The organism is Halopseudomonas phragmitis, from assembly GCF_002056295.1.
GTDB lineage: Bacteria > Pseudomonadota > Gammaproteobacteria > Pseudomonadales > Pseudomonadaceae > Halopseudomonas > Halopseudomonas phragmitis.
Genome location: NZ_CP020100.1, coordinates 711768 through 734755 on the forward strand (window position 1 = coordinate 711768; position 22988 = coordinate 734755).

Consider the following 22988-nt stretch of genomic DNA (forward strand, 5'->3'; position numbering starts at 1 on the left):
TTCCTAATCGTGTCGCAGTCGGTCGGTAAGCCGCTGCAGCGCCCTGCGTGACTGTTGATCCAGCCGCGCCAGGCAAAATAAGCCGCTGATGGCGATCACCATGCCGGCCATGGTCGGCATGGTCGCCCGCGAAACCCCGGACGCCATGGCCCGGGGATTGCCATTGCCACTCAGGGCCATGACATCGAACACCTGGATCATCCCGGTCACGGTGCCCAGCAACCCCAGCAAGGGGCACAGGGCGATCAGTACCCGCACCAGCGGGATAAACCGGTTAAGCCGCTGCTGGGCCTGAGACAGCCAGGCGTTGCGTATATGCCGGGCGGCCAGGCTGGCGCGATCGGCCCGGGCTTGCCAGGCCTGCTGATAGCCCTGGGCCTGGCGGGGAAATACCCAGCCCAGAAACCACAAGCGCTCAAGCATCAATGTCCACAGCAGTACGGTGACCCAGAGAATGGTCCACAGGACCCAGCCACCGCTGTCGAGGAAATCGCGCAGCAGCCACAGTCCGTCAAGCACCGCGGCGCTCCTCGCCACGCTCATCGCCGCCCAGGTGCAGCGCGATCAGGCCGGCACTCTGCTGTTCCAGCAGCTGTACCAGAGCCTTGCTACGCGCCGCCACCAGGCTGTGCATGAACAGCAGCGGAATGGCTACCACCAGGCCCAGTACTGTGGTTACCAGCGCTTGGGAAATACCCCCGGCCATCAGTTTCGGATCACCGGTACCAAACAGGGTGATGGCCTGAAAGGTCGCGATCATCCCGGTCACGGTGCCGAGCAGCCCGAGCAGCGGCGCCACCGCGGCCAACAGTTTGATCAGCCCCTGCCAACGCTCCAGCGCCGGCGTTTCCTTGAGGATGGCTTCATCCAGCTTCAATTCCAGGGTATCGAGCTGTTCCAGCTTCGGTTGCGCACCGATGACCCCAAGTACCCGGCCCAGCGGGTTGCCGGTATCCAGGTTGTCCAGATCAGCAACCTGCCGGTCAACTCGTTGCTGGGTGCGCTGCAGCCAGGCTAGCCGCGCCAGCGCCAGCAGCAGGCCAATCAGACCCAGTGCCAGAATCACATAACCCACCAGGCCTCCCTGCTGAACCCGCTCCCACAGACTCGGGGTCAGTTGCAACTGGTTGATGACATTGCCACGCGTCGGGTCGACCCACAGGTCAGCCAGCCCGGTGCGCGGGCTGTCGAACTTGCTCGCCAAGCCATTGCCATCAGGCTGACGCGCAGCCACCAGCAGTTGCCCTGCTTCGGGTTGATAAATCAGGTAGTCACGCCCCTGCACTGCGATGAAGGGCCCCACTGCCAGCACCGGGCTGAGTTGCTGCTGGCCATCGCGCCCCACAACCGGTGCGTCGAAGCGGCTAACCTTGCCACTGTCTGTCATATCCTGCTGCAGGGTGAACCAGAACTGCTCCAGCGTCTCGACGGTGGGAATCTGCCGGCTCTCGGACAACTGCTGCAGAGTCGCGGTCCGTTCAGGGAATTTCAGGTTGAGCAAGGAATCCTGCCACTGACTGAGGGTGTCACCCGCACTCTGGCGGACGACCCCGAACAACTCGCCCAGACTGCCACTGCGCTGGCTCAGCTCAGCCTGCAGTTCGGCCAGCTCAGCCTCCTGCTGATCGAACCGAGCCTTGAGCCGGTCGGCTTCAGCCTGAACCCCGGCCAGCGCCTGCTCGGCCTCGCGCAGCCGGCGTTGCTGCTGGTCGCGTTCAGTAATGAAACGGGTTTCACGCTCACGCATTGCCGCCTGTTCGCTGCTGCGCAGCTCACGGACGTTGCGCAGCAGATCGTCGAGGCTGGCCGGTTGCGCCTGTACCAGCGGCGCCATCAATCCGGCCAGCAGGATAATCAACAGGCGTTTCATGACTCACCTCCCGGCTCGCTGATCGGCGGCAACGGTAACTTCAGCATCACCGGGGTTTGTTGTTGACGGGCAATGCTCAGTCCCTGTTCCAGCGTCCGGTGATAGCCCGACGGCAGGCTGGTCCAGCGCTGGGCCTGGGGATCCCAATAGCCCTGCTCGCGACCATCCAGACTCTGATAGAACAGCATCAGCCGTCCAAGCCGGAGGAAATCGACCACCCGGGCTTGGCCATTGGCTTCGACAGTGCCACGCCAGGCCTCCAGGGTCCGACCGTAATCACTTTCAATCTGATAGGCTTCGATGGTGCGCCGGTACTTTTCCGCTACGCTGACATCGGCCCGAGCCATCAGCTCCTTGAGCTGAGTCACCCGCTCGGCCCGCTCCTCTGCCAGAAATGGCAGATCCAGAGCGACGAACTGCTCCAGCGAGTCGACCATCCGCTGAATCATCGGCAGCACTTCACGCTGGGTCTCCTCAATGCTGGCCACCTGCAGTTGCAGACTTTCCAGTTCACCTTCCTGGGCGGTCACCATGTCGCGCAGGCGCTCGTTATAGGCCAGCAATTGCTCGCGCTGGGTGACCGCCTGGCGATAGCGCTCCAGCGCCTGCCGGGCAGCATCGTCCATCTGCTCGATCCGCTGCTGGGAAGCCGCCGCCTCGGCGCTCAGCGCCTCGCTCTCGGTCAGCGCCCGCTCACCGGCACTCTGGCCCAGCGCCAGACCCGGCAACAGGGCCAGCATCACCATCCACACCACTTTCATTGGTATCTCCCACCGCGCCGCTCTAGCCGGCGCCTCTTAAAAGAGAAGCATTATCATCTTTGACTGCACAGACTTCAACCACCAATCCAGCCCCGGGACATTTTCCCGGGCGTTCCCCTGCAGACTTCCTGACCACTGTGACAGACGGTCGCAGGCAACCCCATTCAACCTTTGCTCCAGATCAATACCGCCCCATGACCCAGCTACTAAAGTCGCCCTACACGTTATTCAAGGAGAGACTCCATGTCGCATTTCGTTTCCAAATTGACCGCCAGCCTGCTGCTGGCTCCGGCTCTACTCGCTGCTTCTGTCGCCCAGGCTCATCAGGCCGGTGATATCATCGTCCGCGCTGGCGCCATTGTGGTCGACCCGCGCGAGGACAGCTCAGGCATTAAGACCGGCGGCGCCAATCTGGGCGGCAAGGCTACCCTGAACAAGGACACCCAGCTTGGCTTGAACTTTGCCTACATGCTGACCGACCAGTTTGCCGTAGAGCTGCTGGCCGCCACCCCGTTCAAACACGAAGTCGGGGTTGCCGGCTCACCAGCGGGCCTGGATGCCCTTAACGGCAAACTCGGAACCATCAAACACCTGCCGCCGACCCTGAGTGCACTGTGGTATCCGCTGCAGAACAATTCAGCGTTCCAGCCCTATGTTGGTGCTGGGGTCAATTTCACCTGGTTCTTTGATGAGGAAGTAGGCAGCGAGGCCAAGGGCAAGGGTTTCCGCGGCCTGAGCCTGGATAACTCCTGGGGCTGGGCTGCACAGATCGGCGCTGATTACATGCTGACCGAAAATCTGATGGTCAACGCCCAGGTTCGTTATATCGACATCAGCACCACCGGCTACACTCACCTGGATGGCGTCGGCCGCCTGAAAGTCGATGTCGACGTTGACCCGTTTGTCTACATGGTGGGCCTGGGCTACAAGTTTTAAGCCCACCGGGAACGAACAACGGCCGCTACTGCGGCCGTTGGTTTTTGGCTCCCAGGCTCTGCTCCAGTAGCCCGGCCAGTTGACTGCGCCAGGCCCTGGGCTTGATCCCGAAAGTATGCAGAATCCGCTTGCCCGAGAGCGCCGCATTCTGCGGTTCCTTACCGGCCATCGGCTGACTGCTGAAGGGAACCGGCTGAATCAGCGGGTCGTGCTCGATATAACCGGCGGCCAGCAATTCCTGCACCAACGCCTTGGCCAGACTGATCCAGCTACTGACCTCGGCACCACCATAGTGGTAGAGCCCGTACAATGGGGCGTCACAGTCGACCTGTTTGAGCAGCGCCAGTATCACCCGGGCCACATCGGTCACCGGGGTCGGGTTGCCACGCCATTCTTCGGCCAGGGTCACTGGCTGGGCCGAACACAGCTGAGTCAACAAGCGTCCAAGCTGGCCTTCAGCCGAACTGTCCAGCACCCAGCTCAAGCGCAGGATCAAATGCCGCTCCCAGACCAGCAGCCGCTGCTCCAGCTCAGCCTGCATCGCCCCCAGCGGATCAGCCGGTGCGGTCTCATCCTTTTCGCTGTAGGGCGCCGGCTTGAGCCCATCGAAGACCCTGGCGCTGGAGAGCATCAGCAACAGCACGTCATGCTGCTGGCAGGCCGCGAGCAGCGCCGTATCGAAGGCCCGCTGAGCCTGCAACGTGCGGGCATCCTGGACACCCAGTTGAAACTGTTCATGGTAATGGGTCAGATTGACCACGGCGTCCGGCTGCTGCGCCAGCCAACTGTCCAGCGCCTCGGCGCGCCAGCCGCCTTCAGGCTGGCCGACCGCCATGAGCTGGATGTCTTCAGCCGCTGCCAGAGCCGTCAGGGCTTGTCCCAACCTATTGTCAGCCCCCAGCAGCATTACCCGCATGCGCATGCACTTACCTTTATCCGTTCAGATTCGCTGCATTGTGCATTGCTTGCGGCCTGCTCGTCACCCTCAGGTGTAGCTGATCAGTGCCTGGCGCTCTGGGTGATCCAGATGCGGCACATTGTTGAAACTGCTCAAACGCATTGAACGCTGGTTGAAGATGCAGTGAATCAAGGCGGTATTGCGGGTTTGCAGGTTGAGTTCGACCATGATTTCTTCCGGCGCCTTGAGCAGTTGCCGTACCAACATGGCAATCGCCCCACCAGAACTGACCGCCAGCACCCGGCGGCCGGCACACTCGCGCATCACATACTCACGGACATACTGCAAACGCTGCTCGAATTGCACCCAGGTTTCCGGCAACTCACCCTGCAGCTCGCCACGCGACCAGAGCAGAATGCCCTGGCGCAGACGCTTGAAGAAGTCCGCCACCGCCGGTTTCTCCGGCAACGCCTGGTCCGGGAATTGAGTAAGATAGGCCTTCAGAATCGCATGAAAATCAAATTCGTTGAGCTCTGTCAGAACCTCGAAGCTGCTACCGCTGAGCCCCATCCCCTGACAGATGCCTTCGGCGGTTTCCCGATGCCGGACCATATCGCCGACCAGAACCCGCTCAAACTGCATGTCCCGCTCGCGAAAATATTCGCCCAGCAGCCGCGCCTGCTGATGTCCTAACTCGGACAACTGATCATAGTTGCTGGAGCCGAAGGAGGCCTGGCCATGGCGTACGAAGTAGATATCTGACATCGGGCAACCCATTTTCACTGAACAAAAGAAAACCCGGCAGACCGGGATAGCATTCTATGCTCGGTCATACCGGGTTTCACCGACAGTTACATATCAGAACGGAATGTCGTCATCAAAGCTGTCGTAATCGGGCGCCGGCTGCTGCTGAGCGGCTGGCTGAGCCTGCGGCTGTTGACGAGCCGGCTGCGCCGGACGTTCCTGCGGTGCACGTTGCCCCATGCCTTCTCCGCCCTGACGGCTATCGAGCAACTGCATCTGACCGCCCATATCGACCACGATCTCGGTGGTGTAGCGCTTGACCCCATCCTTCTCCCATTCGCGGGTCTGCAGACGACCTTCGATATAGAGCTTGGAGCCCTTGCGTACATACTCTCCAACGATTTCCGCCAAACGGCCGAAGAACACCACCCGGTGCCACTCAGTACGCTCCTGCATCTGACCGCTCTGCTTGTCTTTCCAGCTATCGCTGGTGGCCAGGGTGACGTTGGCCACCGCATTGCCGTTGGGCAGGTAGCGCACTTCCGGGTCGCCCCCTACATTACCGATCAGAATTACCTTGTTGACGCCTCTGGCCATGTTTTCTCTCCTGACGTGCCGCCGCCAGCTCAGGCCGGATCAATGACCCGATCCAGAGCCTCACGGTCGAGCACCTGTGTATCGACTTTTAGATATGCTGCGGCCTCTTCGGCCACAACCACCGCTTCAGCTACCCCCGGAACCGCGAGAATTCGCCGGGGTAATGCCTCATCCCGGACCAGCGCCAGGGGCAACGGCAGGCGGTAGCTGGTAACGTACGGTGGCTCGCCCATGGTAACACCAATCACCCACCAGGACAGTGCAAGCAACGCACAACAGACGAACACCCCGGTCAAGCCAAAGGCCCCGAATACCGCGCCACCCAGCACCCCACCCAGCGCCGCGCCAGCGAACTGGCAGGTTGAGTAGACGCCCATGGCGGTACCCTTGCTGCCGGCTGGCGCCAGCTTGCTGAGCAGCGATGGCAAGGTAGCCTCAAGCAGATTGAAGCCAATGAAGAACAGCACGACCGCCGTCACCAGCCAGCCCAGCGAATCAACACTCAGCCAGAACAGCGGCTGGACCAGCGCCAGTAGCATGATTGCCCCCAACACCACCCGTTTCATCTGTCGCTGACGCTCGGCATAGATGATAAACGGCACCATGGCGAAGAACGACACCAGCAAAGCCGCCAGATAGACCCACCAATGCTCCTCAGGCGGCAGCCCGGCCCGTTCCTGCAGAGCCAGCGGTACGGCAATGAATACCGCCATCAATATCGCGTGCAGTACCGCAATGCCGTAGTTCAGTCGCAGCAGCTCAGGGTTGCGCAGGGTCGGCCAAAAGGCCGCGCGCACCACCCCCGCCTCACGGTGACGAAGCGCCTGTTGCGGCGACGGCACCACCCAGAGCACCAGCACCAACCCCAACACGGCCAACCCGGCGGTCACCTGAAACACTGCCGTCAGGCCACCCAGACCAGCGATTACCGGCCCAGCCACCATCGCCACGGCAAAAGAAGTACCGATACTCATGCCGATCATGGCCATGGCCTTGGTCCGGTGTTGCTCGCGCGTCAGGTCAGCCACCAGCGCCATCACCGCAGCGGCGATTGCTCCAGCCCCTTGCAGCACCCGCCCGGCGATCACGCCATAGATAGTTTCCGCCTGGCTGGCCAGTAACCCACCCAGGGCGAACAGCACCAGACCACCAACGATCACCGGCTTGCGCCCAATCCGGTCGGACAGCATGCCAAAGGGAATCTGCAGAAAGGCCTGGGTCAGGCCATAGGCACCAATCGCCATGCCGATCAGCAGCGGTGTCGCCCCGGCCAGTCCCTGACCGTAAGTGGCCAGCACCGGCAGCACCATGAACAGCCCCAGCATGCGAAAGGCGAACACCGCCGCCAGCGACGAGGCCGCCCGGCGTTCGGCAGTGGTCATTGAATCAGCCCTGGGCATGGTGGCTCCGCAATCAGCAAAAGCGCGCATTCTAGCACGCCGACACCGCCCCGCCACGCCCCGAGCGACCGACGCCGCAAGCCCCATCACTTTGCCGTCCAGTGGCCGAAACCCGTATACTAGTCCGCTTTGCTAGCCGCCCGGTGCATGTGTTGTGGATACCATACTGATTCGTGGGGCACGCACCCACAACCTGAAGAATGTCGACCTTGATCTGCCCCGCGACAAGCTGATCGTGATCACTGGCCTGTCCGGCTCAGGCAAGTCCTCCCTGGCCTTCGACACCCTCTATGCCGAGGGTCAGCGCCGCTACGTCGAGTCGCTGTCGGCCTATGCCCGGCAGTTCCTGTCGATGATGGAAAAGCCCGATGTCGACCATATCGAAGGCCTGTCGCCGGCGATCTCCATCGAGCAGAAATCTACCTCGCACAACCCGCGCTCGACCGTCGGCACTATTACCGAAATCTACGATTATCTGCGCCTGCTGTATGCCCGGGTCGGCATTCCACGCTGCCCGGATCATGACCTGCCGCTGGCGGCCCAGACCGTCAGCCAGATGGTCGACCAAGTGCTGGCCCTGCCCGAAGGCAGCAAGCTGATGCTGCTGGCCCCGGTAATCCGCGAGCGTAAGGGCGAGCACCTGGCAGTGCTCGACGAACTGCGCGCCCAGGGTTTTGTCCGCGCCCGCATCGATGGCCGTGTGCATGACCTGGATGAAGCCCCGGCACTGGACAAACAGCGCAAACACAGCATCGAAGTGGTGGTCGACCGGTTCAAGGTTCGAGATGATCTGCAACTGCGGCTGGCCGAATCCTTTGAAACCGCTCTGCACCTGGCCGACGGTATCGCCATCATCGCTCCCATGGACGGCGAAGACGGCAACGAAATCACCTTCAGCGCCCGCTTTGCCTGCCCCGAGTGCGGGCACTCGATCAGCGAACTGGAACCGCGGCTGTTCTCCTTCAACAATCCGGCCGGTGCCTGCCCCAGCTGCGATGGGCTCGGGGTCAAGCAGTTCTTCGATCAGAAGCGCCTGGTCAATGGCGAGCTGACCCTTGGCGAGGGGGCCATCCGCGGCTGGGATCGGCGCAACGTTTATTATTTCCAGATGCTCGGCTCGTTGGCCGAACATTACGGTATCGACCTGGACACCCCGTTTGGCCAGCTGTCTGAGCAACACCGCAAACTGATCCTCAATGGCACCGGCAGCACTAAGGTCACCTTTCGCTACCTCAATGACCGCGGAGATATCGTGCTGCGCGAACACCCGTTTGAGGGCATCGTTCCCAATCTGGAGCGACGCTACCGGGAAACTGAATCGCAAAGCGTACGCGAAGAGCTGGCCAAGTACCTGAGCACCCAACCCTGTCCAGACTGCCACGGCACCCGACTGCGTCGCGAGGCTCGCCACGTATTCATCGACGAACGCAACCTGCCGGGCATTACCACCCTGCCGGTCGGTGCCGCCGCCGATTACTTCGGCCAGTTGCATCTGGATGGCAGCCGGGGGGAGATCGCCGAGAAGATCCTCAAGGAAATTCGCGAACGCCTGCAGTTTCTGGTCAACGTTGGCCTTGATTACCTGACCTTGGACCGCAGTGCCGACACCCTGTCCGGTGGCGAGGCCCAGCGCATCCGCCTGGCTAGCCAGATCGGCGCCGGCCTGGTCGGTGTCATGTATATCCTCGACGAGCCCTCAATTGGCCTGCATCAACGCGACAACGAACGACTGCTGGCAACCCTGGTGCACCTGCGCGACCTGGGCAACACGGTAATCGTGGTCGAGCACGACGAAGATGCCATCCGCCTGGCCGACTATGTGGTCGACATCGGCCCCGGAGCGGGCGTGCACGGTGGCCAGATCGTTGCCCATGGCACCCCCCAGCAGGTCATGGCGCACCCCGCCTCGCTGACCGGCAAATACCTGTCCGGGCGCAAGAAGATTGCCGTGCCGGCCAAGCGCACTCCACTGCAGAAAGGTCAGTGGCTAAAGCTCAAGGGGGCCTGCGGCAACAACCTGCAGAAGGTCAATCTGGAGATCCCGGTTGGGCTGCTGACCTGCATCACCGGCGTCTCCGGCTCGGGAAAATCAACCCTGATCAACAATACCCTGTTCCCGATCACCGCTACTGCACTGAACGGCGCCACCACCCTAGAGGCTGCCCCCTACGACAGCTTCGACGGCCTGCAACACCTGGACAAGGTAGTCGATATTGACCAGAGCCCGATCGGCCGCACCCCGCGCTCCAATCCGGCCACCTACACCGGCCTGTTCACCCCGATCCGCGAGCTGTTTGCCGGCACCCAGGAAGCCCGCTCTCGCGGTTACAAGGCCGGGCGCTTCTCGTTCAACGTCAAGGGCGGGCGTTGCGAAGCCTGCCAGGGTGACGGTCTGATCAAGGTCGAAATGCATTTTCTGCCAGATATCTACGTCCCCTGCGATGTATGCAAGAGCAAACGCTACAACCGCGAGACCCTGGAGATTCGCTACAAGGGCAAGAGCATCCATGAGGTGCTGGAAATGACCATCGAGGAGGCTCGCGAGTTCTTCGACGCGATTCCGGCGATTGCCCGCAAACTGCAAACCCTGATCGATGTCGGATTGTCCTACATTCGCCTCGGTCAGTCGGCCACCACGCTCTCGGGCGGCGAAGCCCAACGGGTCAAGTTGGCCCGCGAGCTGTCCAAGCGTGATACCGGCAAGACCCTGTACATTCTCGACGAGCCGACTACCGGCCTGCACTTTGCCGACATTCAGCAACTGCTCGACGTCCTGCACCGGCTGCGCGACCACGGCAACACCGTGGTGGTGATCGAACACAACCTGGACGTGATCAAGACCGCCGACTGGCTGGTCGACCTTGGTCCCGAGGGTGGTTCCAAGGGGGGACAGATCATCGCCAGTGGCACCCCGGAACAAGTCGCAGCAATGCCCCAGTCACACACCGGGCGATTCCTCGGCCCGCTGCTGGAGCGTGACCGTACCTGATTCATCCCGCAGATAATTTGCCTCAACGCAGACACGCAAAAGCCGGGCTTGTAGCCCGGCTTTTGCGGCAATGACCACTAAGGTCTTTGCCTGGCGGTTTAGGCCAGATCGAAGCGGTCCAGGTTCATCACCTTGGTCCAGGCCGCCACGAAGTCCTGCACGAACTTCTCTTGACCACCAGCCTGAGCATAAACCTCGGCATAGGCACGCAGGATTGAGTTGGAACCAAACACCAGATCAGCACGAGTTGCGGTGTACTTCTTGGCCCCACTCTTGCGATCCACGCCTTCGTAGATACCACCGTTGGACTTCCAAACGGTAGCCATATCCAGAAGGTTGACGAAGAAGTCATTGCTGAGCACACCCACCCTATCAGTGAAGACCCCGTGCTTGCTGCCGTCCCAGTTCGCTCCCAGCACCCGCATTCCGCCAACCAACACGGTCATTTCAGGGCCGGTCAAGGTCAAAAGCTGAGCCTTGTCCAGCAGCAGAACTTCGTCACTGATATCAACACCGTCACCTTTCCAGTTACGGAAACCATCAGCCACACCCTTTAGGTATTCAAAGGTATCGACTTCGGTCTGCTCCTGGAGCGCATCGACCCGACCGGCGGCGAACGGTACATTGACCGCCACACCCGCAGCCTTGGCTGCCTGCTCGACACCAAGATTGCCGGCGAGCACGATCAGATCAGCCAGCGACAGCTTGGTCGCGGGCTTGATGGCCTCAATCTTGGCCAAAGCAGCAACCGCGACCTTGTTGACCGCCCAACCACGCTGTGGCTGCAGGGCCAGACGCGCGCCGTTGGCACCACCGCGCTTGTCACCACCACGGAAGGTTGCAGCTGAGGCCCAGCCGAGCGAAACCAAGTCGGAAACACTCAACCCTAGCTCAGCGATCTTGGTCTTGGCATCAGCAATATCAGCAGCGGACGGCGCAGCGCCAGCAGGCGGCAACGGATCTTGCCAGATCAGATCTTCCTTCGGCACTTCCGGGCCGAGATAGCGCGCCTTGGGACCCATGTCGCGGTGGGTCAGCTTAAACCAGGCGCGCGCAAAGGCTTCGTTGAAAGCCTGCGGATCATTGAGGAACCTGCGCGAAATTTTTTCGAACTCGGGATCGAAGCGCAGAGTCAGGTCCGTGGTCAACATGGTCGGCTTACGCTTCTTCGACGGATCGAAGGGGTCAGGCATGATCTCTGGTGCGTCTTTGGCCTCCCATTGGATGGCGCCGGCCGGAGACTTGGTCTGAACCCACTCGTACTTGAACAGGTTTTCAAAGAAGTAGTTACTCCACTGGGTCGGGGTCTGTGTCCAGATCACTTCAATACCTGAGGTAATCGCATCCTTACCCACACCACTACCATAGCCACTGGCCCAGCCCAGACCTTGCTGTTCGATCGGTGCCGCTTCCGGATCCGGCCCGATTTTGTCGCCCGGAACCGCACCGTGAGTCTTGCCCAGGGTGTGGCCTCCAGCGATCAGCGCAACGATTTCCTCGTCGTTCATCGCCATGTTGCCAAAGGTGGCGCGAATAAACGGCGCCGCCGAACGCGGATCACCGCTGGCCTCCGGACCTTCAGGGTTAACATAAATCAGACCCATCTCGGTAGCAGACAAGGGACTGTCTTTCAGCGCCTCGGAACGGCGGTGTTTCAGCCACTCCTTCTCGGTCCCCCAGTTGACATCGTTATCCGGCTCCCAGGTGTCTTCACGACCAGCAGCAAAGCCGAAAGTACGAAAGCCCGAGGCCTCCAGGGCAATGTTGCCTGCCAGGATAAACAGGTCGGCCCAACTGATTTTCTGCCCGTACTTCTGTTTTACCGGCCACAATAGACGGCGACTCTTGTCCAGGCTGGCATTATCTGGCCAAGAGCCCAGGGGAGCGAAGCGGTGCTGACCGCGACCGGCGCCGCCACGGCCGTCTACCAGACGATAGGTACCCGCACTGTGCCAAGCCATGCGAATGAACAGGCCACCGTAGCTTCCCCAGTCAGCAGGCCACCACTCTTGCGAGTCGGTCAGGGTCTTCTTGATGTCAGCCTTGAGCGCGGCATAGTCGAGCTTCTTGAACTCTTTGGCGTAGTTAAATTTCTCGCCCAGAGGATTAGATCTTTCCGAATGCTGGTTGAGCAGATCAACGCGCAGCATATTCGGCCACCAGTTAATATTCTGGGTTCCAAGGCCCGCAGGATGGTAAGGGCATTTTGATTCAGTCGACATATGTTCCTTCCTTTAGGTTGATACGCCATTGCTGGTTGGGTATAGAGCCAGAATGGGTAGAAATACCAGTTTTATGCTTGGCTGAGCTCGATTTAGGTCAGCGCCAGGCTTTGCGAGAATCCGACTTAGCGCTCAGTCATGGAAATCGGTTTGAAGGTGAATTGATCACCGAGGGGTATTCAGCTTGAACTGATTTCTTCTTGTGTGGCATATCAGGCTCCTTGCTATGCATAGGTCACGAATGGACACTGGGTAGAACCGGCCGAAACCGGATGCTGCAAGTATTGACCTTGAGCGCTGACTCAGCCAATTCATTTACACAAGCTTGCCAATAGAGAAAAACTTTCAGGAAGGGATTACAGATTAGGCGACAAATCGCAGGCACAAAAAAGCCGGGAAAACCCGGCCTTTTTGCTAAGCAAGGACTGACCTTACTCTTCGCCGGCAGAAGCCAGCTCAGGGCGATCAACCAGCTCGACGTAAGCCATCGGCGCGGCGTCGCCAGGGCGGAAACCGCACTTCAGGATACGCACATAACCGCCGGGACGGTCGGCATAGCGCTTGCCCAGATCGTTGAACAGTTTGCCGACCGCTTCTTTGCTGCGGGTACGGTCAAACGCCAGACGACGGTTGGCAACAGTGTCTTCCTTAGCCAGGGTGATCAGCGGCTCGGCAACGCGACGCAGCTCCTTGGCCTTGGGCAGGGTGGTTTTGATCAATTCATGCTCGAACAGCGACACCGCCATGTTCTGGAACATGGCCTTGCGGTGTGAGCTGGTCCGGCTCAGGTGACGACCACTTTTACGATGACGCATCTCTCAATTCCTCGGTGTCGAGACGATCAGGCCGAAACCTTGTCGTCCTTCTTCAAACTAGCAGGCGGCCAGTTGTCCAGACGCATACCCAGGGACAGACCACGCGAAGCCAGAACGTCCTTGATCTCGGTCAGGGACTTCTTGCCCAGGTTCGGGGTCTTCAGCAGCTCCACTTCGGTACGCTGGATCAGATCGCCAATGTAATAGATGTTTTCAGCCTTCAGACAGTTGGCCGAGCGCACAGTCAGTTCAAGATCGTCCACCGGGCGCAACAGGATCGGATCAATCTCGTCTTCCTGCTGCTCAACCACCGGCTCCTGGTCACCCTTGAGATCGACGAAAGCTGCCAACTGCTGCTGCAGAATGGTAGCGGCACGGCGAATGGCCTCTTCCGGGTCCAGAGTACCGTTGGTCTCCAGATCGATAACCAGCTTGTCCAGGTTGGTCCGTTGCTCGACACGCGCACTTTCCACTACATAAGCCACGCGGCGAACCGGGGTGTAAGTAGCGTCAAGTTGCAGACGACCGATCGAACGGCTCTCGTCTTCGTCGGACTGGCGAGCATCCGCCGGCTCGTAGCCACGGCCACGAGCGACAGTCAACTTCATGCTCAGGGAGCCGTTGTCGGACAGGTTGGCGATTACGTGATCGGGGTTAACGATCTCGACATCGTGATCCAGTTGAATGTCCGCGCCAGTAACCGGACCTGGGCCTTTCTTGGAAAGGCTAAGGGTCACTTGGTCACGGCCGTGCATCTTGATTGCCAGACCTTTGAGGTTCAGCAGGATCTCGATGACATCTTCCTGGACGCCCTCGATGGCGCTGTACTCATGCAAAACGCCGTCGATTTCCGCCTCTACCACGGCGCAACCGGGCATGGAGGAGAGCAGGATGCGACGCAGCGCATTGCCCAGGGTATGGCCGAAACCACGCTCCAGCGGCTCAAGAGTAATCTTGGCGCGGGTGGGCGAGGTTTCCTGTACGTCAATGTGACGCGGGGTTAGAAACTCGGTAACCGAACTCTGCATGGGGCACCTATTTACTGTCTGTCGCTTACTTGGAGTAGAGCTCGACGATCAGGTTTTCATTGATGTCGGCGGACAGGTCGCTGCGGCTCGGCAGGCTCTTGAAGACACCTTCCTTCTTGCCAGAATCGACCTCGATCCACTCTACTTGACCGCGCTGGGCAGCCAGTTCGAGCGCACTGCTAACACGCAGCTGGTTTTTGGCCTTCTCGCGAACGGCTACCACGTCACCCGGGGATACCAGGAAGGAAGCGATGTTCACGGTCTTGCCGTTAACGCTGATGGCCTTGTGGGAAACCAGCTGACGCGCTTCGGAGCGGGTAGCACCAAAGCCCATGCGGTAAACCACATTGTCCAGACGACGCTCGAGCAGTTGCAGCAGGTTCTCACCGGTAGCACCCTTCAGGCGGGCAGCTTCCTTGTAATAGTTGCTGAATTGACGCTCCAGAACGCCGTACATACGACGGACCTTCTGTTTTTCACGCAACTGGGTGCCGTACTCAGACAGACGACCACGGCGTTGACCGTGTACGCCCGGAGGGGTTTCCAGTTTGCACTTGGATTCGAGAGCACGCGCACCGCTTTTCAGGAACAGATCTGTACCTTCACGGCGAGACAGCTTGCACTTGGGACCAATATAACGAGCCATTTCCGTCTCTCCTGATTAAACGCGACGCTTCTTCGGCGGGCGGCAGCCGTTGTGCGGGATGGGGGTAACGTCAGTGATGCTGCTGATTTTGTAACCGCAGGCATTCAGCGCACGGACAGCAGACTCACGACCCGGGCCGGGGCCCTTGACGCACACGTCGAGGTTCTTCAGACCATATTCCAGAGCCGCCTGACCAGCACGCTCGGCAGCCACCTGGGCAGCGAACGGGGTGCTCTTGCGCGAGCCACGGAAACCGGAACCACCGGAAGTGGCCCAGCTCAGGGCATTACCCTGGCGATCGGTAATGGTGATGATAGTGTTGTTGAACGACGCGTGGATGTGGGCAACCCCATCAACCACCGTCTTCTTGACTTTCTTACGGACACGAGCAGCAGGCTTAGCCATATCTGTATATTCCTTCGCGATTACTTACGGATCGGCTTGCGCGGACCCTTACGGGTACGAGCATTGGTCTTGGTGCGCTGACCACGGACCGGCAGGCCACGACGGTGACGCAGACCACGGTAGCAACCCAGATCCATCAGACGCTTGACGTTCATGTTGATCGCACGACGCAGATCGCCTTCGACAGTGCTCTTGGCGACTTCGTTACGCAGCAGGTCAACCTGCTCCTCGTTGAGGTCCTTGATTTTCACATCCGGCGCAATGCCGGTGGTGGCACAAATTTCCTGTGCCTTGGTCCGACCGATACCAAAGATATAGGTCAGGGAGATAACAGTGTGTTTGTTATCCGGGATGTTGACGCCTGCAATACGGGCCATCCAAATTTACTCCGTCTGACAGCTACCTGACTCACCCCAAGCAAACCAGGTTGCGCAAAAAAGGGTGCAGTAGGGTAGCGCTAACAAAAACAAAATTCAACCACCCAGCCAATTATCTGGCCGGGTGGCGGTTATCCTGAGACGTAGTCTTCAATCAGCTGTTGAGGCGATTAGCCTTGGCGCTGCTTGTGACGAGGCTCAGCACTGCAAATCACGCGCACGCTACCATTGCGGCGGATGACCTTGCAGTTACGGCAAAGTTTTTTCACAGATGCTGCAACTTTCATAACCGACTCCTAAAACCTGAACGTCAGCGCAGCATGCCGCTGCCGTAGCCCTTCAGGTTCGATTTCTTCAAAAGAGACTCGTACTGCTGAGAAACGAGGTGCGATTGTACTTGGGACATGAAGTCCATAACAACCACTACGACGATCAACAGCGAGGTCCCACCCAGATAGAAGGGCACATTTGCCGATACCACCAGGAACTGCGGCAACAAACAAACCGCAGTCATGTACAAGGCACCGAACATGGTCAGACGAGTCAGAACACCGTCAATGTAACGCGCTGACTGCTCACCCGGGCGAATACCCGGAATGAACGCACCTGATTTCTTCAGGTTTTCAGCGACATCTTTCGGATTGAACATCAACGCTGTATAGAAGAAGCAGAAGAAAATGATCCCTGCACTAAACAGAATGATATTCAGCGGCTGACCCGGAGCAATGGCCTGAGACAGGCTCTGCAGCCAGCCCATACCCTCACCCTGACCGAACCAGGTCCCCAGCGAGGCCGGGAACAACAGGATACTGCTGGCGAAAATCGCCGGAATCACACCCGCCATATTCACCTTCAGCGGCAGATGACTGCTCTGAGCGGCGAACACCTTGCGGCCCTGTTGGCGCTTAGCGTAATTGACGGTGATCCGACGCTGGCCGCGTTCGACGAAAACGACGAAGGCCACCAAGGCAATCGCCAGAAGGGCAATCGCAATCAAGGCGAAAATGTTGATGTCGCCCTGGCGCGCCGCTTCGAACGACTGGCCAATAGCACTTGGCAACCCGGCAACGATACCGGCAAAAATCAGCATCGAGATGCCGTTGCCAACACCGCGCTCGGTGATCTGTTCACCCAGCCACATCATGAACATGGCGCCCGATACGAAGGTCGTGACCGCTACGAAGTAGAAGCCGAACCCGGTATTGAACGCTACGCCCTGACTGGCCAGACCCACAGACATACCAATGGCTTGAATAAAGGCCAGCACCAGAGTCAGATAACGAGTGTATTGACTGATTTTCCGACGCCCGGACTCACCTTCCTTTTTCAACTGCTCCAAGGTTGGACTGACCGCCGTCATCAACTGCATGATAATTGACGCAGAGATGTACGGCATGATGCCCAGGGCGAAGATACTCATTCGCTCCAGGGCACCACCAGAGAACATGTTGAACAGGCTAAGAATGGTCCCCTCGTTCTGTCTGAACAGATCGGCCAGACGATCAGGGTTGATACCCGGCACCGGGATATGCGCCCCGATACGGTAAACAATGATCGCCAGGAACAGGAAGCGCAAACGCCCCCATAGTTCACTCAGGCCGCCTTGATTCATTCCAGAGAGAGCGCCTTGCTTAGCCATTTAGTCCTCGATCTTGCCGCCAGCCGCGATGATCGCTGCACGTGCACCCTTAGTAGCCATCAGGCCTTTCAGGGTGACGGCCTTGGTGATTTCTCCGGAGAGAACCACTTTGGCACGCGAATACTTGTTGCCGATGATGTTGGCATCCTTGAGCGCCTGCAGGTCAACCACCTCAACGTCCAGCTTGTTCAGCTCACTGGTACGGATCTCGGCGGTCACCATGGCAATCTTGGAAACAAAACCAAACTTCGGCAGACGACGATGCAACGGCTGTTGACCACCCTCGAAGCCCGGGGCGACGGTCCCGCCGGAGCGAGAAGTCAGACCCTTGTGGCCGCGACCGGCAGTCTTGCCCAGGCCGCTACCGATACCGCGGCCGACGCGATGCTTCTCGCGACGGGCGCCCGGTGCGGAACGCAGATCATTCAGTTTCATGTCTTAACCCTCTACCCGAACCATGTAGGAGACCTTGTTGATCATCCCACGGACAGCCGGAGTATCTTCGACTTCAACAGTGTGACCGATACGGCGCAGGCCCAGGCCCTTTACACAGGCGATGTGCTTGGGCAGACGACCGGCAACGCTCTTGGTCAGCGTTACTTTGATTTTTTCGTTAGCCATCTGAGCTTACCCCGCGATGTCTTCGACGGTCTTGCCGCGTTTGGCCGCTACAGACTCGGGAGACTGCATCGACTTCAGACCCTTGTAGGTAGCCTGAACGACGTTAACCGGGTTGGTGGAACCGTAGCACTTGGCCAGAACGTTATGCACGCCCGCAGCTTCCAGCACGGCACGCATTGCGCCACCAGCGATGACACCAGTACCTTCGGAGGCCGGCTGCATGAACACCTTGGAGGCGCCATGAGCAGCTTTGACCGGGTACTGCAGAGTGGTCCCGTTCAGGTCCACCTGAATCATGTTGCGACGAGCGGCTTCCATGGCTTTCTGGATAGCGGCAGGCACTTCACGCGCCTTGCCACGACCGAAGCCAACACGGCCCTTGCCATCACCTACCACAGTCAGTGCGGTGAAGGCGAAGATACGGCCACCTTTTACTACTTTGGCAACGCGGTTAACCTGAACCAGCTTCTCAATGTAACCTTCGTCGCGCTTTTGGTCGAAATTAGCCATAGCTTTTACCCTTAGAATTCCAGCCCGCCTTCACGAGCAGCGTCGGCCAACGCCTTGACGCGGCCATGATACTTGAAGCCGGAACGGTCGAAAGCGACCTGAGTAACGCCGGCAGCTTTGGCGCGCTCGGCGACCAGTTGACCAACCTTCTTGGCGGCTTCGATGTTGCCGGTGTTGCCACCACGCAGGCTGGCGTCCAGGGTGGAGGCACTGGCCAGAACCTTGGAACCATCGGCAGCGATCACCTGTGCGTAAATGTGCTGCGAAGAGCGGTGCACGCACAGACGTACGGCTTCCAGCTCACGCATTTTCAGACGCGAACGGCGAGCGCGACGGAGACGAATAACTTTTTTATCGCTCATTTGCTATGCCCTACTTCTTCTTGGCTTCTTTACGACGCACGACCTCATCGGCGTAGCGTACACCCTTGCCCTTATAAGGCTCAGGACGACGGAAATCACGAATTTCCGCGGCTACTTGACCGACCAGTTGCTTGTCGATGCCTTTGATGATGATGTCAGTCTGGCTCGGGGTTTCAACGGAAACACCCTCGGGCAACTGATAGTCGATCGGGTGCGAGTAACCCAGAGCCAGAGACAGAACCTGCCCTTTGGCCTGAGCCTTGTAACCTACACCGACCAGCTGCAGCTTGCGCTCAAAGCCCTGGCTGACGCCGATAACCATGTTGTTGACCAGGGCGCGGGTGGTACCGGCCATGGCCATGTTCGGGCTACCCGGACGAGCAGCTACGCGCAACTCACCATCTTCCTGAACGACTTCAACGGTGGAGTGCAGATTCAGCTGCAGGGTACCTTTGGCGCCCTTGACTGACAGCTCCTGGCCGTTGACCTTGATTTCTACACCCTGCGGCAATTTGACAGGGTTCTTAGCGACGCGAGACATCGTAACCCCCTATCAGAATACGGTGCAGAGTACTTCGCCGCCGATACCGGCAGCGCGAGCAGCGCGATCAGTCATTACACCCTTGTTGGTGGAGACGATCGAGACACCCAGTCCACCCCTGACCTTCGGCAGCTGGTCAACGGCTTTGTACTGGCGCAGGCCGGGACGGCTCACACGCTTCAGCTCTTCAATTACCGGCTTGCCCTCGAAGTACTTGAGCTCGATCGAGAGCACAGGCTTGGCATCACCTGAAACTTCATAACCGGCAACATAGCCTTCTTCTTTAAGTACTTTGGCGACAGCCACCTTCAGCTTTGCCGAAGGCATGCTGACACTGGACTTTTCAGCCATCTGGGCATTACGGATACGGGTCAGCATATCTGCCAACGGGTCCTGCATACTCATGGGCTTTCTGCTCCTGAAACTGAGTAATAAAGGTCTGGATTACCAGCTGGCCTTGACCAGACCGGGAACATCACCGCGCATGGCTGCTTCACGCAGCTTGATGCGGCTCAGACCGAACTTGCGATATACACCGTGCGGACGACCAGTGATACGGCAGCGGTTACGCTGACGGACCGGGCTGGCATCGCGCGGCAATTTTTGCAGGGCTACCTGGGCATTCCAACGCTCTTCGGCAGAGGCGTTGACATTACCGATGGTAGCCTTGAGCTCAGCACGCTTCTTGGCGTACTTAGCAACCAGACGAGCGCGCTTGGCCTCGCGGTTTTTCATGCTGATTTTGGCCATGACCTGACTCCTAGTTGCGGAACGGGAAGCTGAACGCACGCAGCAGCGCACGACCTTCATCGTCGGTCCGCGCGGTGGTGGTCAGGGTAATGTCCAGACCACGCAGGGCATCGATCTTGTCGTAATCGATTTCCGGGAAAATGATCTGTTCCTTGACGCCCATGCTGTAGTTACCGCGACCGTCGAACGACTTGGCGTTCAGACCACGGAAGTCACGTACACGCGGCAGCGAAATCGACAGCAGACGGTCGAGAAATTCGTACATCTGCTCACGACGCAGGGTCACCTTGACGCCGATCGGCCAGCCATCACGGATCTTGAAACCCGCGATCGACTTGCGCGAATAGGTCACGATGCCCTTGCGACCGGTGATCTTTTCCAGATCGGCCAGTGCGTTCTCGATGACTTTCTTGTCACCGACGGCCTCACCAAGACCCATGTTCAGGGTGATCTTGGTGATCTTCGGCACTTCCATCACGTTCTTCAGGCCGAGCTCTTCTTTCAGCTTGGGAACGAGGTTAGTGCGGTAATGCTCTTTCAATCTTGCCATGGTAAGCACCTAGATTCTCAAGCGTCGACCGCTTTTTGGGTCGACTTGAAAATACGAACCTTCTTACCGTCTTCGACCTTGAAGCCGACACGATCGGCCTTGCTGGTCTCAGGGTTGAAGATAGCCACGTTGGAGACGTGGATAGGCGCCTCCTTTTCAACAATGCCGCCCTGACGACCAGCCATCGGATTAGGCTTGGTGTGGCGCTTGACAATGTTGACGCCAGCGATCAACAGGCGGGCATCAGCCAGGACCTTGAGGACCTTGCCACGCTTGCCTTTGTCTTTGCCGGCGATGACGATTACGTCGTCGTCACGTTTGATCTTTTGCATGACCGGGCTCCTTACAGCACTTCGGGCGCGAGGGAAACGATCTTCATGAACTTCTCGTTACGAAGTTCACGCGTCACTGGCCCAAAGATGCGGGTACCGATCGGCTCATTCTTGTTGTTGAGCAGAACGGCAGCGTTGCCATCGAAACGGATCAGCGAACCGTCAGTACGGCGTACGCCGTGACGGGTACGCACGATGACCGCGTTGAGCACCTGGCCTTTCTTTACCTTACCGCGCGGAATCGCTTCCTTGACGGTAACTTTGATGATGTCGCCAATGCCGGCGTAGCGGCGGTGAGAACCGCCCAGAACCTTGATACACATCACTCGACGTGCACCACTGTTGTCAGCCACATCCAGCATGGATTGAGTCTGAATCATAACTTTCTCCGACCCTTAAATAATCCGCTATACCGCGCGGGGCTTATACCTGCGCCGCGCGCTCGTCAACCTGCACCAGGGTCCAGCTCTTGGTTTTAGCCAAGGGGCGGGTTTCCCGGATGGTGACCAGGTCGCCGATGCGGCATTCGTTGTTTTCGTCGTGCGCATGCAGCTTGGTAGAGCGCTTTACGTACTTGCCGTAAAGGGGATGCTTTACCTGACGCTCAACGAGCACAGTGACGGTCTTGTCCATCTTGTCGCTGACCACACGGCCAGTAACGGTACGTACTGTTTTGTTCTCGGCCATGATCAGTTACCACCTTTCTGATTGAGCACGGTCTTCACACGGGCGATATCACGCTTGACCTGCTTGAGCAGGTGGCTCTGACCCAGTTGACCGGTAGCCTTCTGCATGCGCAGATTGAACTGGTCACGCAGCAGGGTGAGCAGCTGCTCGTTGAGCTGCTCGGCTGATTTTTCACGAAGTTCTGTCGCTTTCATCACATCACCGTCCGCTTAACAAAGGTGGTAGCGAGAGGCAGCTTGGCTGCGGCCAGGGCAAATGCCTCGCGCGCCAGCTCTTCGGAAACACCTTCAATCTCGTACAGGACTTTGCCCGGCTGAATCTGGGCTACCCAGTACTCGACGTTACCTTTACCTTTACCCATCCGCACTTCCAGCGGCTTCTTGGAGATCGGCTTGTCGGGGAATACCCGGATCCAGATCTTGCCACCACGCTTGACGTGACGGGTCAAGGCACGACGGGCCGCCTCGATCTGACGAGCAGTCAGACGACCACGGCTGACGGACTTGAGGGCGAACTCGCCAAAGCTCACCTTACTACCGCGATGCGCCAGGCCACGGTTGTGACCGGTCATTTGCTTGCGGAACTTCGTACGCTTCGGTTGCAACATGTGCGTACCCCTTACTTAGCAGCTTTTTTCTTGGGAGCGGCAGCTTTGGTTTCTTCCGGCTGACCACCAATGATCTCGCCCTTGAAGATCCAAACCTTGACGCCAATCACACCGTAAGTGGTGTGGGCTTCAGCTGTCGCGTAATCAATGTCGGCGCGCAGGGTGTGCAGCGGCACACGACCTTCGCGGTACCATTCGGTGCGGGCGATTTCGGCGCCGCCCAAACGGCCGCTGACCTGAATCTTGATACCCTTGGCACCGATACGCATGGCGTTCTGAACCGCACGCTTCATGGCGCGACGGAACATCACGCGACGCTCCAGCTGCTGAGCAACGCTCTGGGCCACCAGGGCACCGTCGAGTTCCGGCTTGCGGATCTCTTCGATGTTGATGTGCACCGGCACGCCCATCTGCTGAGTCAGTTCCTGACGCAGCTTCTCGACGTCCTCACCCTTCTTGCCAATCACGATGCCCGGACGAGCGGTGTGAATGGTGATACGGGCAGTTTGGGCCGGACGCTGGATATCCACGCGGCTGACCGAAGCGCTTTTCAGTTTGTCCTGAATGTACGCACGTACTTTCAGGTCGGTGTTCAGATAGTCGGCATAGTTGCGACCATCTGCGTACCACACCGAAGTGTGTTCTTTAACGATACCGAGGCGAATGCCTACCGGATGTACTTTCTGACCCATGTGATCGAC

At 58.9% G+C, this 22988-nt stretch carries 31 protein-coding genes; 2 read left to right on the top strand and 29 right to left on the bottom strand.

Annotation, left to right across the window (positions count from 1 at the left end):
- Positions 1–3 precede the first annotated feature (3 nt).
- The 3 genes from BVH74_RS03245 to BVH74_RS03255 are packed head-to-tail and all read right to left on the bottom strand — an operon-like array spanning position 4 to position 2637.
- Complete coding sequence (locus BVH74_RS03245; RefSeq protein WP_231705562.1) at positions 4–519, bottom strand: MotA/TolQ/ExbB proton channel family protein; 516 nt, start codon at positions 517–519, stop codon at positions 4–6.
- Entirely contained in the window at positions 512–1870 is a 1359-nt protein-coding gene (locus BVH74_RS03250) for a MotA/TolQ/ExbB proton channel family protein (RefSeq protein WP_080048689.1), read from the bottom strand. Before BVH74_RS03250 ends, BVH74_RS03245 begins: the two co-directional genes overlap by 8 nt.
- Complete coding sequence (locus tag BVH74_RS03255; protein WP_080048690.1) at positions 1867–2637, bottom strand: DUF3450 domain-containing protein; 771 nt, start codon at positions 2635–2637, stop codon at positions 1867–1869. The genes BVH74_RS03250 and BVH74_RS03255 overlap by 4 nt, the downstream gene beginning before the upstream one ends.
- 237 nt (positions 2638–2874) lie before the next feature.
- On the opposite strand from BVH74_RS03255, the gene BVH74_RS03260 reads away from it, so the two are divergent.
- Positions 2875–3567, top strand: coding sequence for an OmpW/AlkL family protein (locus BVH74_RS03260; protein ID WP_080048691.1), 693 nt, complete (start codon positions 2875–2877; stop codon positions 3565–3567).
- A gap of 25 nt (positions 3568–3592) precedes the next feature.
- On the opposite strand, the gene BVH74_RS03265 is transcribed toward BVH74_RS03260, so the two are convergent.
- The 4 genes from BVH74_RS03265 to BVH74_RS03280 all read right to left on the bottom strand — a co-directional run bounded on the left by BVH74_RS03265 (position 3593) and on the right by BVH74_RS03280 (position 7206).
- On the bottom strand, positions 3593–4489 hold the full coding sequence (locus BVH74_RS03265) for a sugar nucleotide-binding protein (protein WP_231705563.1): 897 nt from the start codon (positions 4487–4489) through the stop codon (positions 3593–3595).
- A 63-nt stretch (positions 4490–4552) separates the two neighbouring features.
- Positions 4553–5230 carry a histidine phosphatase family protein gene (locus BVH74_RS03270; protein ID WP_080048692.1) on the bottom strand — a complete coding sequence of 226 codons (678 nt, stop codon included), beginning with the start codon at positions 5228–5230 and terminating at the stop codon, positions 4553–4555.
- Between the two features lie 93 nt (positions 5231–5323).
- On the bottom strand, positions 5324–5806 hold the full coding sequence (ssb, locus tag BVH74_RS03275) for a single-stranded DNA-binding protein (protein WP_080048693.1): 483 nt from the start codon (positions 5804–5806) through the stop codon (positions 5324–5326).
- A gap of 29 nt (positions 5807–5835) precedes the next feature.
- Positions 5836–7206, bottom strand: coding sequence for an MFS transporter (locus BVH74_RS03280; RefSeq protein WP_080048694.1), 1371 nt, complete (start codon positions 7204–7206; stop codon positions 5836–5838).
- 154 nt (positions 7207–7360) lie between these two features.
- Between BVH74_RS03280 and uvrA the strand changes: the two genes are divergently transcribed.
- Positions 7361–10195 carry an excinuclease ABC subunit UvrA gene (gene uvrA / locus BVH74_RS03285; RefSeq protein WP_080048695.1) on the top strand — a complete coding sequence of 945 codons (2835 nt, stop codon included), beginning with the start codon at positions 7361–7363 and terminating at the stop codon, positions 10193–10195.
- A gap of 98 nt (positions 10196–10293) precedes the next feature.
- On the opposite strand, the gene katG is transcribed toward uvrA, so the two are convergent.
- The 22 genes from katG to rpsC form a co-directional block, all read right to left on the bottom strand.
- The gene (katG, locus tag BVH74_RS03290; protein ID WP_080048696.1) at positions 10294–12417 is read right to left on the bottom strand and encodes a catalase/peroxidase HPI; all 2124 of its coding nucleotides are present in this window, start codon (positions 12415–12417) and stop codon (positions 10294–10296) included.
- A 431-nt stretch (positions 12418–12848) separates the two neighbouring features.
- On the bottom strand, positions 12849–13232 hold the full coding sequence (gene rplQ, locus BVH74_RS03295; protein ID WP_080048697.1) for a 50S ribosomal protein L17: 384 nt from the start codon (positions 13230–13232) through the stop codon (positions 12849–12851).
- Between the two features lie 26 nt (positions 13233–13258).
- On the bottom strand, positions 13259–14260 hold the full coding sequence (locus BVH74_RS03300) for a DNA-directed RNA polymerase subunit alpha (RefSeq protein ID WP_080048698.1): 1002 nt from the start codon (positions 14258–14260) through the stop codon (positions 13259–13261).
- 25 nt (positions 14261–14285) lie between these two features.
- A complete protein-coding gene (rpsD, locus tag BVH74_RS03305) occupies positions 14286–14906 on the bottom strand; it encodes a 30S ribosomal protein S4 (protein ID WP_080048699.1) in 621 nt (206 codons plus the stop codon).
- Between the two features lie 15 nt (positions 14907–14921).
- Positions 14922–15311: a 30S ribosomal protein S11 gene (gene rpsK, locus BVH74_RS03310; protein WP_080048700.1), complete on the bottom strand. Its 390-nt coding sequence runs from the start codon at positions 15309–15311 to the stop codon at positions 14922–14924.
- A gap of 20 nt (positions 15312–15331) precedes the next feature.
- Positions 15332–15688 carry a 30S ribosomal protein S13 gene (gene rpsM / locus BVH74_RS03315; protein ID WP_080048701.1) on the bottom strand — a complete coding sequence of 119 codons (357 nt, stop codon included), beginning with the start codon at positions 15686–15688 and terminating at the stop codon, positions 15332–15334.
- A gap of 170 nt (positions 15689–15858) precedes the next feature.
- Positions 15859–15975 carry a 50S ribosomal protein L36 gene (gene rpmJ, locus BVH74_RS03320; RefSeq protein WP_074781302.1) on the bottom strand — a complete coding sequence of 39 codons (117 nt, stop codon included), beginning with the start codon at positions 15973–15975 and terminating at the stop codon, positions 15859–15861.
- A 23-nt stretch (positions 15976–15998) separates the two neighbouring features.
- Positions 15999–17327 (bottom strand): preprotein translocase subunit SecY, encoded by a 1329-nt coding sequence (secY, locus tag BVH74_RS03325; RefSeq protein WP_080048702.1) that lies wholly within the window; start codon positions 17325–17327, stop codon positions 15999–16001.
- Positions 17328–17762: a 50S ribosomal protein L15 gene (gene rplO, locus BVH74_RS03330; RefSeq protein WP_080048703.1), complete on the bottom strand. Its 435-nt coding sequence runs from the start codon at positions 17760–17762 to the stop codon at positions 17328–17330.
- A 3-nt stretch (positions 17763–17765) separates the two neighbouring features.
- On the bottom strand, positions 17766–17948 hold the full coding sequence (gene rpmD, locus BVH74_RS03335) for a 50S ribosomal protein L30 (protein ID WP_080048704.1): 183 nt from the start codon (positions 17946–17948) through the stop codon (positions 17766–17768).
- A 6-nt stretch (positions 17949–17954) separates the two neighbouring features.
- Positions 17955–18458, bottom strand: coding sequence for a 30S ribosomal protein S5 (gene rpsE / locus BVH74_RS03340; protein WP_080048705.1), 504 nt, complete (start codon positions 18456–18458; stop codon positions 17955–17957).
- 11 nt (positions 18459–18469) lie between these two features.
- Entirely contained in the window at positions 18470–18820 is a 351-nt protein-coding gene (rplR, locus tag BVH74_RS03345) for a 50S ribosomal protein L18 (protein WP_080048706.1), read from the bottom strand.
- A 10-nt stretch (positions 18821–18830) separates the two neighbouring features.
- On the bottom strand, positions 18831–19361 hold the full coding sequence (gene rplF, locus BVH74_RS03350; protein WP_080048707.1) for a 50S ribosomal protein L6: 531 nt from the start codon (positions 19359–19361) through the stop codon (positions 18831–18833).
- Positions 19362–19373: 12 nt separating this feature from the next.
- Positions 19374–19766 carry a 30S ribosomal protein S8 gene (rpsH, locus tag BVH74_RS03355; protein WP_080048708.1) on the bottom strand — a complete coding sequence of 131 codons (393 nt, stop codon included), beginning with the start codon at positions 19764–19766 and terminating at the stop codon, positions 19374–19376.
- Between the two features lie 39 nt (positions 19767–19805).
- On the bottom strand, positions 19806–20111 hold the full coding sequence (gene rpsN / locus BVH74_RS03360; RefSeq protein ID WP_080048709.1) for a 30S ribosomal protein S14: 306 nt from the start codon (positions 20109–20111) through the stop codon (positions 19806–19808).
- A 10-nt stretch (positions 20112–20121) separates the two neighbouring features.
- A complete protein-coding gene (gene rplE, locus BVH74_RS03365) occupies positions 20122–20661 on the bottom strand; it encodes a 50S ribosomal protein L5 (RefSeq protein ID WP_080048710.1) in 540 nt (179 codons plus the stop codon).
- Positions 20662–20678: 17 nt separating this feature from the next.
- A complete protein-coding gene (gene rplX, locus BVH74_RS03370; protein ID WP_080048711.1) occupies positions 20679–20993 on the bottom strand; it encodes a 50S ribosomal protein L24 in 315 nt (104 codons plus the stop codon).
- An 11-nt stretch (positions 20994–21004) separates the two neighbouring features.
- On the bottom strand, positions 21005–21373 hold the full coding sequence (rplN, locus tag BVH74_RS03375) for a 50S ribosomal protein L14 (protein WP_080048712.1): 369 nt from the start codon (positions 21371–21373) through the stop codon (positions 21005–21007).
- A 43-nt stretch (positions 21374–21416) separates the two neighbouring features.
- A complete protein-coding gene (gene rpsQ, locus BVH74_RS03380; protein ID WP_080048713.1) occupies positions 21417–21680 on the bottom strand; it encodes a 30S ribosomal protein S17 in 264 nt (87 codons plus the stop codon).
- 2 nt (positions 21681–21682) lie between these two features.
- Complete coding sequence (gene rpmC / locus BVH74_RS03385) at positions 21683–21874, bottom strand: 50S ribosomal protein L29 (RefSeq protein WP_080048714.1); 192 nt, start codon at positions 21872–21874, stop codon at positions 21683–21685.
- On the bottom strand, positions 21874–22287 hold the full coding sequence (gene rplP, locus BVH74_RS03390) for a 50S ribosomal protein L16 (RefSeq protein ID WP_080048715.1): 414 nt from the start codon (positions 22285–22287) through the stop codon (positions 21874–21876). Before rplP ends, rpmC begins: the two co-directional genes overlap by 1 nt.
- Before the next feature lie 11 nt (positions 22288–22298).
- Positions 22299–22979, bottom strand: coding sequence for a 30S ribosomal protein S3 (rpsC, locus tag BVH74_RS03395; RefSeq protein WP_080048716.1), 681 nt, complete (start codon positions 22977–22979; stop codon positions 22299–22301).
- Positions 22980–22988: the final 9 nt, after the last annotated feature.

Coding starts and splice junctions, on each gene's coding strand:
- BVH74_RS03250 (WP_080048689.1), bottom strand. CDS start 1,870: ATGAAACGCCTGTTGATTATCCTGCTGGCCGGATTGATGGCGCCGCTG.
- BVH74_RS03260 (WP_080048691.1), top strand. CDS start 2,875: ATGTCGCATTTCGTTTCCAAATTGACCGCCAGCCTGCTGCTGGCTCCG.
- BVH74_RS03265 (WP_231705563.1), bottom strand. CDS start 4,489: ATGCGCATGCGGGTAATGCTGCTGGGGGCTGACAATAGGTTGGGACAA.
- BVH74_RS03270 (WP_080048692.1), bottom strand. CDS start 5,230: ATGTCAGATATCTACTTCGTACGCCATGGCCAGGCCTCCTTCGGCTCC.
- ssb (WP_080048693.1), bottom strand. CDS start 5,806: ATGGCCAGAGGCGTCAACAAGGTAATTCTGATCGGTAATGTAGGGGGC.
- BVH74_RS03280 (WP_080048694.1), bottom strand. CDS start 7,206: ATGCCCAGGGCTGATTCAATGACCACTGCCGAACGCCGGGCGGCCTCG.
- katG (WP_080048696.1), bottom strand. CDS start 12,417: ATGTCGACTGAATCAAAATGCCCTTACCATCCTGCGGGCCTTGGAACC.
- rplQ (WP_080048697.1), bottom strand. CDS start 13,232: ATGCGTCATCGTAAAAGTGGTCGTCACCTGAGCCGGACCAGCTCACAC.
- BVH74_RS03300 (WP_080048698.1), bottom strand. CDS start 14,260: ATGCAGAGTTCGGTTACCGAGTTTCTAACCCCGCGTCACATTGACGTA.
- rpsD (WP_080048699.1), bottom strand. CDS start 14,906: ATGGCTCGTTATATTGGTCCCAAGTGCAAGCTGTCTCGCCGTGAAGGT.
- rpsK (WP_080048700.1), bottom strand. CDS start 15,311: ATGGCTAAGCCTGCTGCTCGTGTCCGTAAGAAAGTCAAGAAGACGGTG.
- rpsM (WP_080048701.1), bottom strand. CDS start 15,688: ATGGCCCGTATTGCAGGCGTCAACATCCCGGATAACAAACACACTGTT.
- rpmJ (WP_074781302.1), bottom strand. CDS start 15,975: ATGAAAGTTGCAGCATCTGTGAAAAAACTTTGCCGTAACTGCAAGGTC.
- secY (WP_080048702.1), bottom strand. CDS start 17,327: ATGGCTAAGCAAGGCGCTCTCTCTGGAATGAATCAAGGCGGCCTGAGT.
- rplO (WP_080048703.1), bottom strand. CDS start 17,762: ATGAAACTGAATGATCTGCGTTCCGCACCGGGCGCCCGTCGCGAGAAG.
- rpmD (WP_080048704.1), bottom strand. CDS start 17,948: ATGGCTAACGAAAAAATCAAAGTAACGCTGACCAAGAGCGTTGCCGGT.
- rpsE (WP_080048705.1), bottom strand. CDS start 18,458: ATGGCTAATTTCGACCAAAAGCGCGACGAAGGTTACATTGAGAAGCTG.
- rplR (WP_080048706.1), bottom strand. CDS start 18,820: ATGAGCGATAAAAAAGTTATTCGTCTCCGTCGCGCTCGCCGTTCGCGT.
- rplF (WP_080048707.1), bottom strand. CDS start 19,361: ATGTCTCGCGTCGCTAAGAACCCTGTCAAATTGCCGCAGGGTGTAGAA.
- rpsH (WP_080048708.1), bottom strand. CDS start 19,766: ATGAGTATGCAGGACCCGTTGGCAGATATGCTGACCCGTATCCGTAAT.
- rpsN (WP_080048709.1), bottom strand. CDS start 20,111: ATGGCCAAAATCAGCATGAAAAACCGCGAGGCCAAGCGCGCTCGTCTG.
- rplE (WP_080048710.1), bottom strand. CDS start 20,661: ATGGCAAGATTGAAAGAGCATTACCGCACTAACCTCGTTCCCAAGCTG.
- rplX (WP_080048711.1), bottom strand. CDS start 20,993: ATGCAAAAGATCAAACGTGACGACGACGTAATCGTCATCGCCGGCAAA.
- rplN (WP_080048712.1), bottom strand. CDS start 21,373: ATGATTCAGACTCAATCCATGCTGGATGTGGCTGACAACAGTGGTGCA.
- rpsQ (WP_080048713.1), bottom strand. CDS start 21,680: ATGGCCGAGAACAAAACAGTACGTACCGTTACTGGCCGTGTGGTCAGC.
- rpmC (WP_080048714.1), bottom strand. CDS start 21,874: ATGAAAGCGACAGAACTTCGTGAAAAATCAGCCGAGCAGCTCAACGAG.
- rplP (WP_080048715.1), bottom strand. CDS start 22,287: ATGTTGCAACCGAAGCGTACGAAGTTCCGCAAGCAAATGACCGGTCAC.
- rpsC (WP_080048716.1), bottom strand. CDS start 22,979: ATGGGTCAGAAAGTACATCCGGTAGGCATTCGCCTCGGTATCGTTAAA.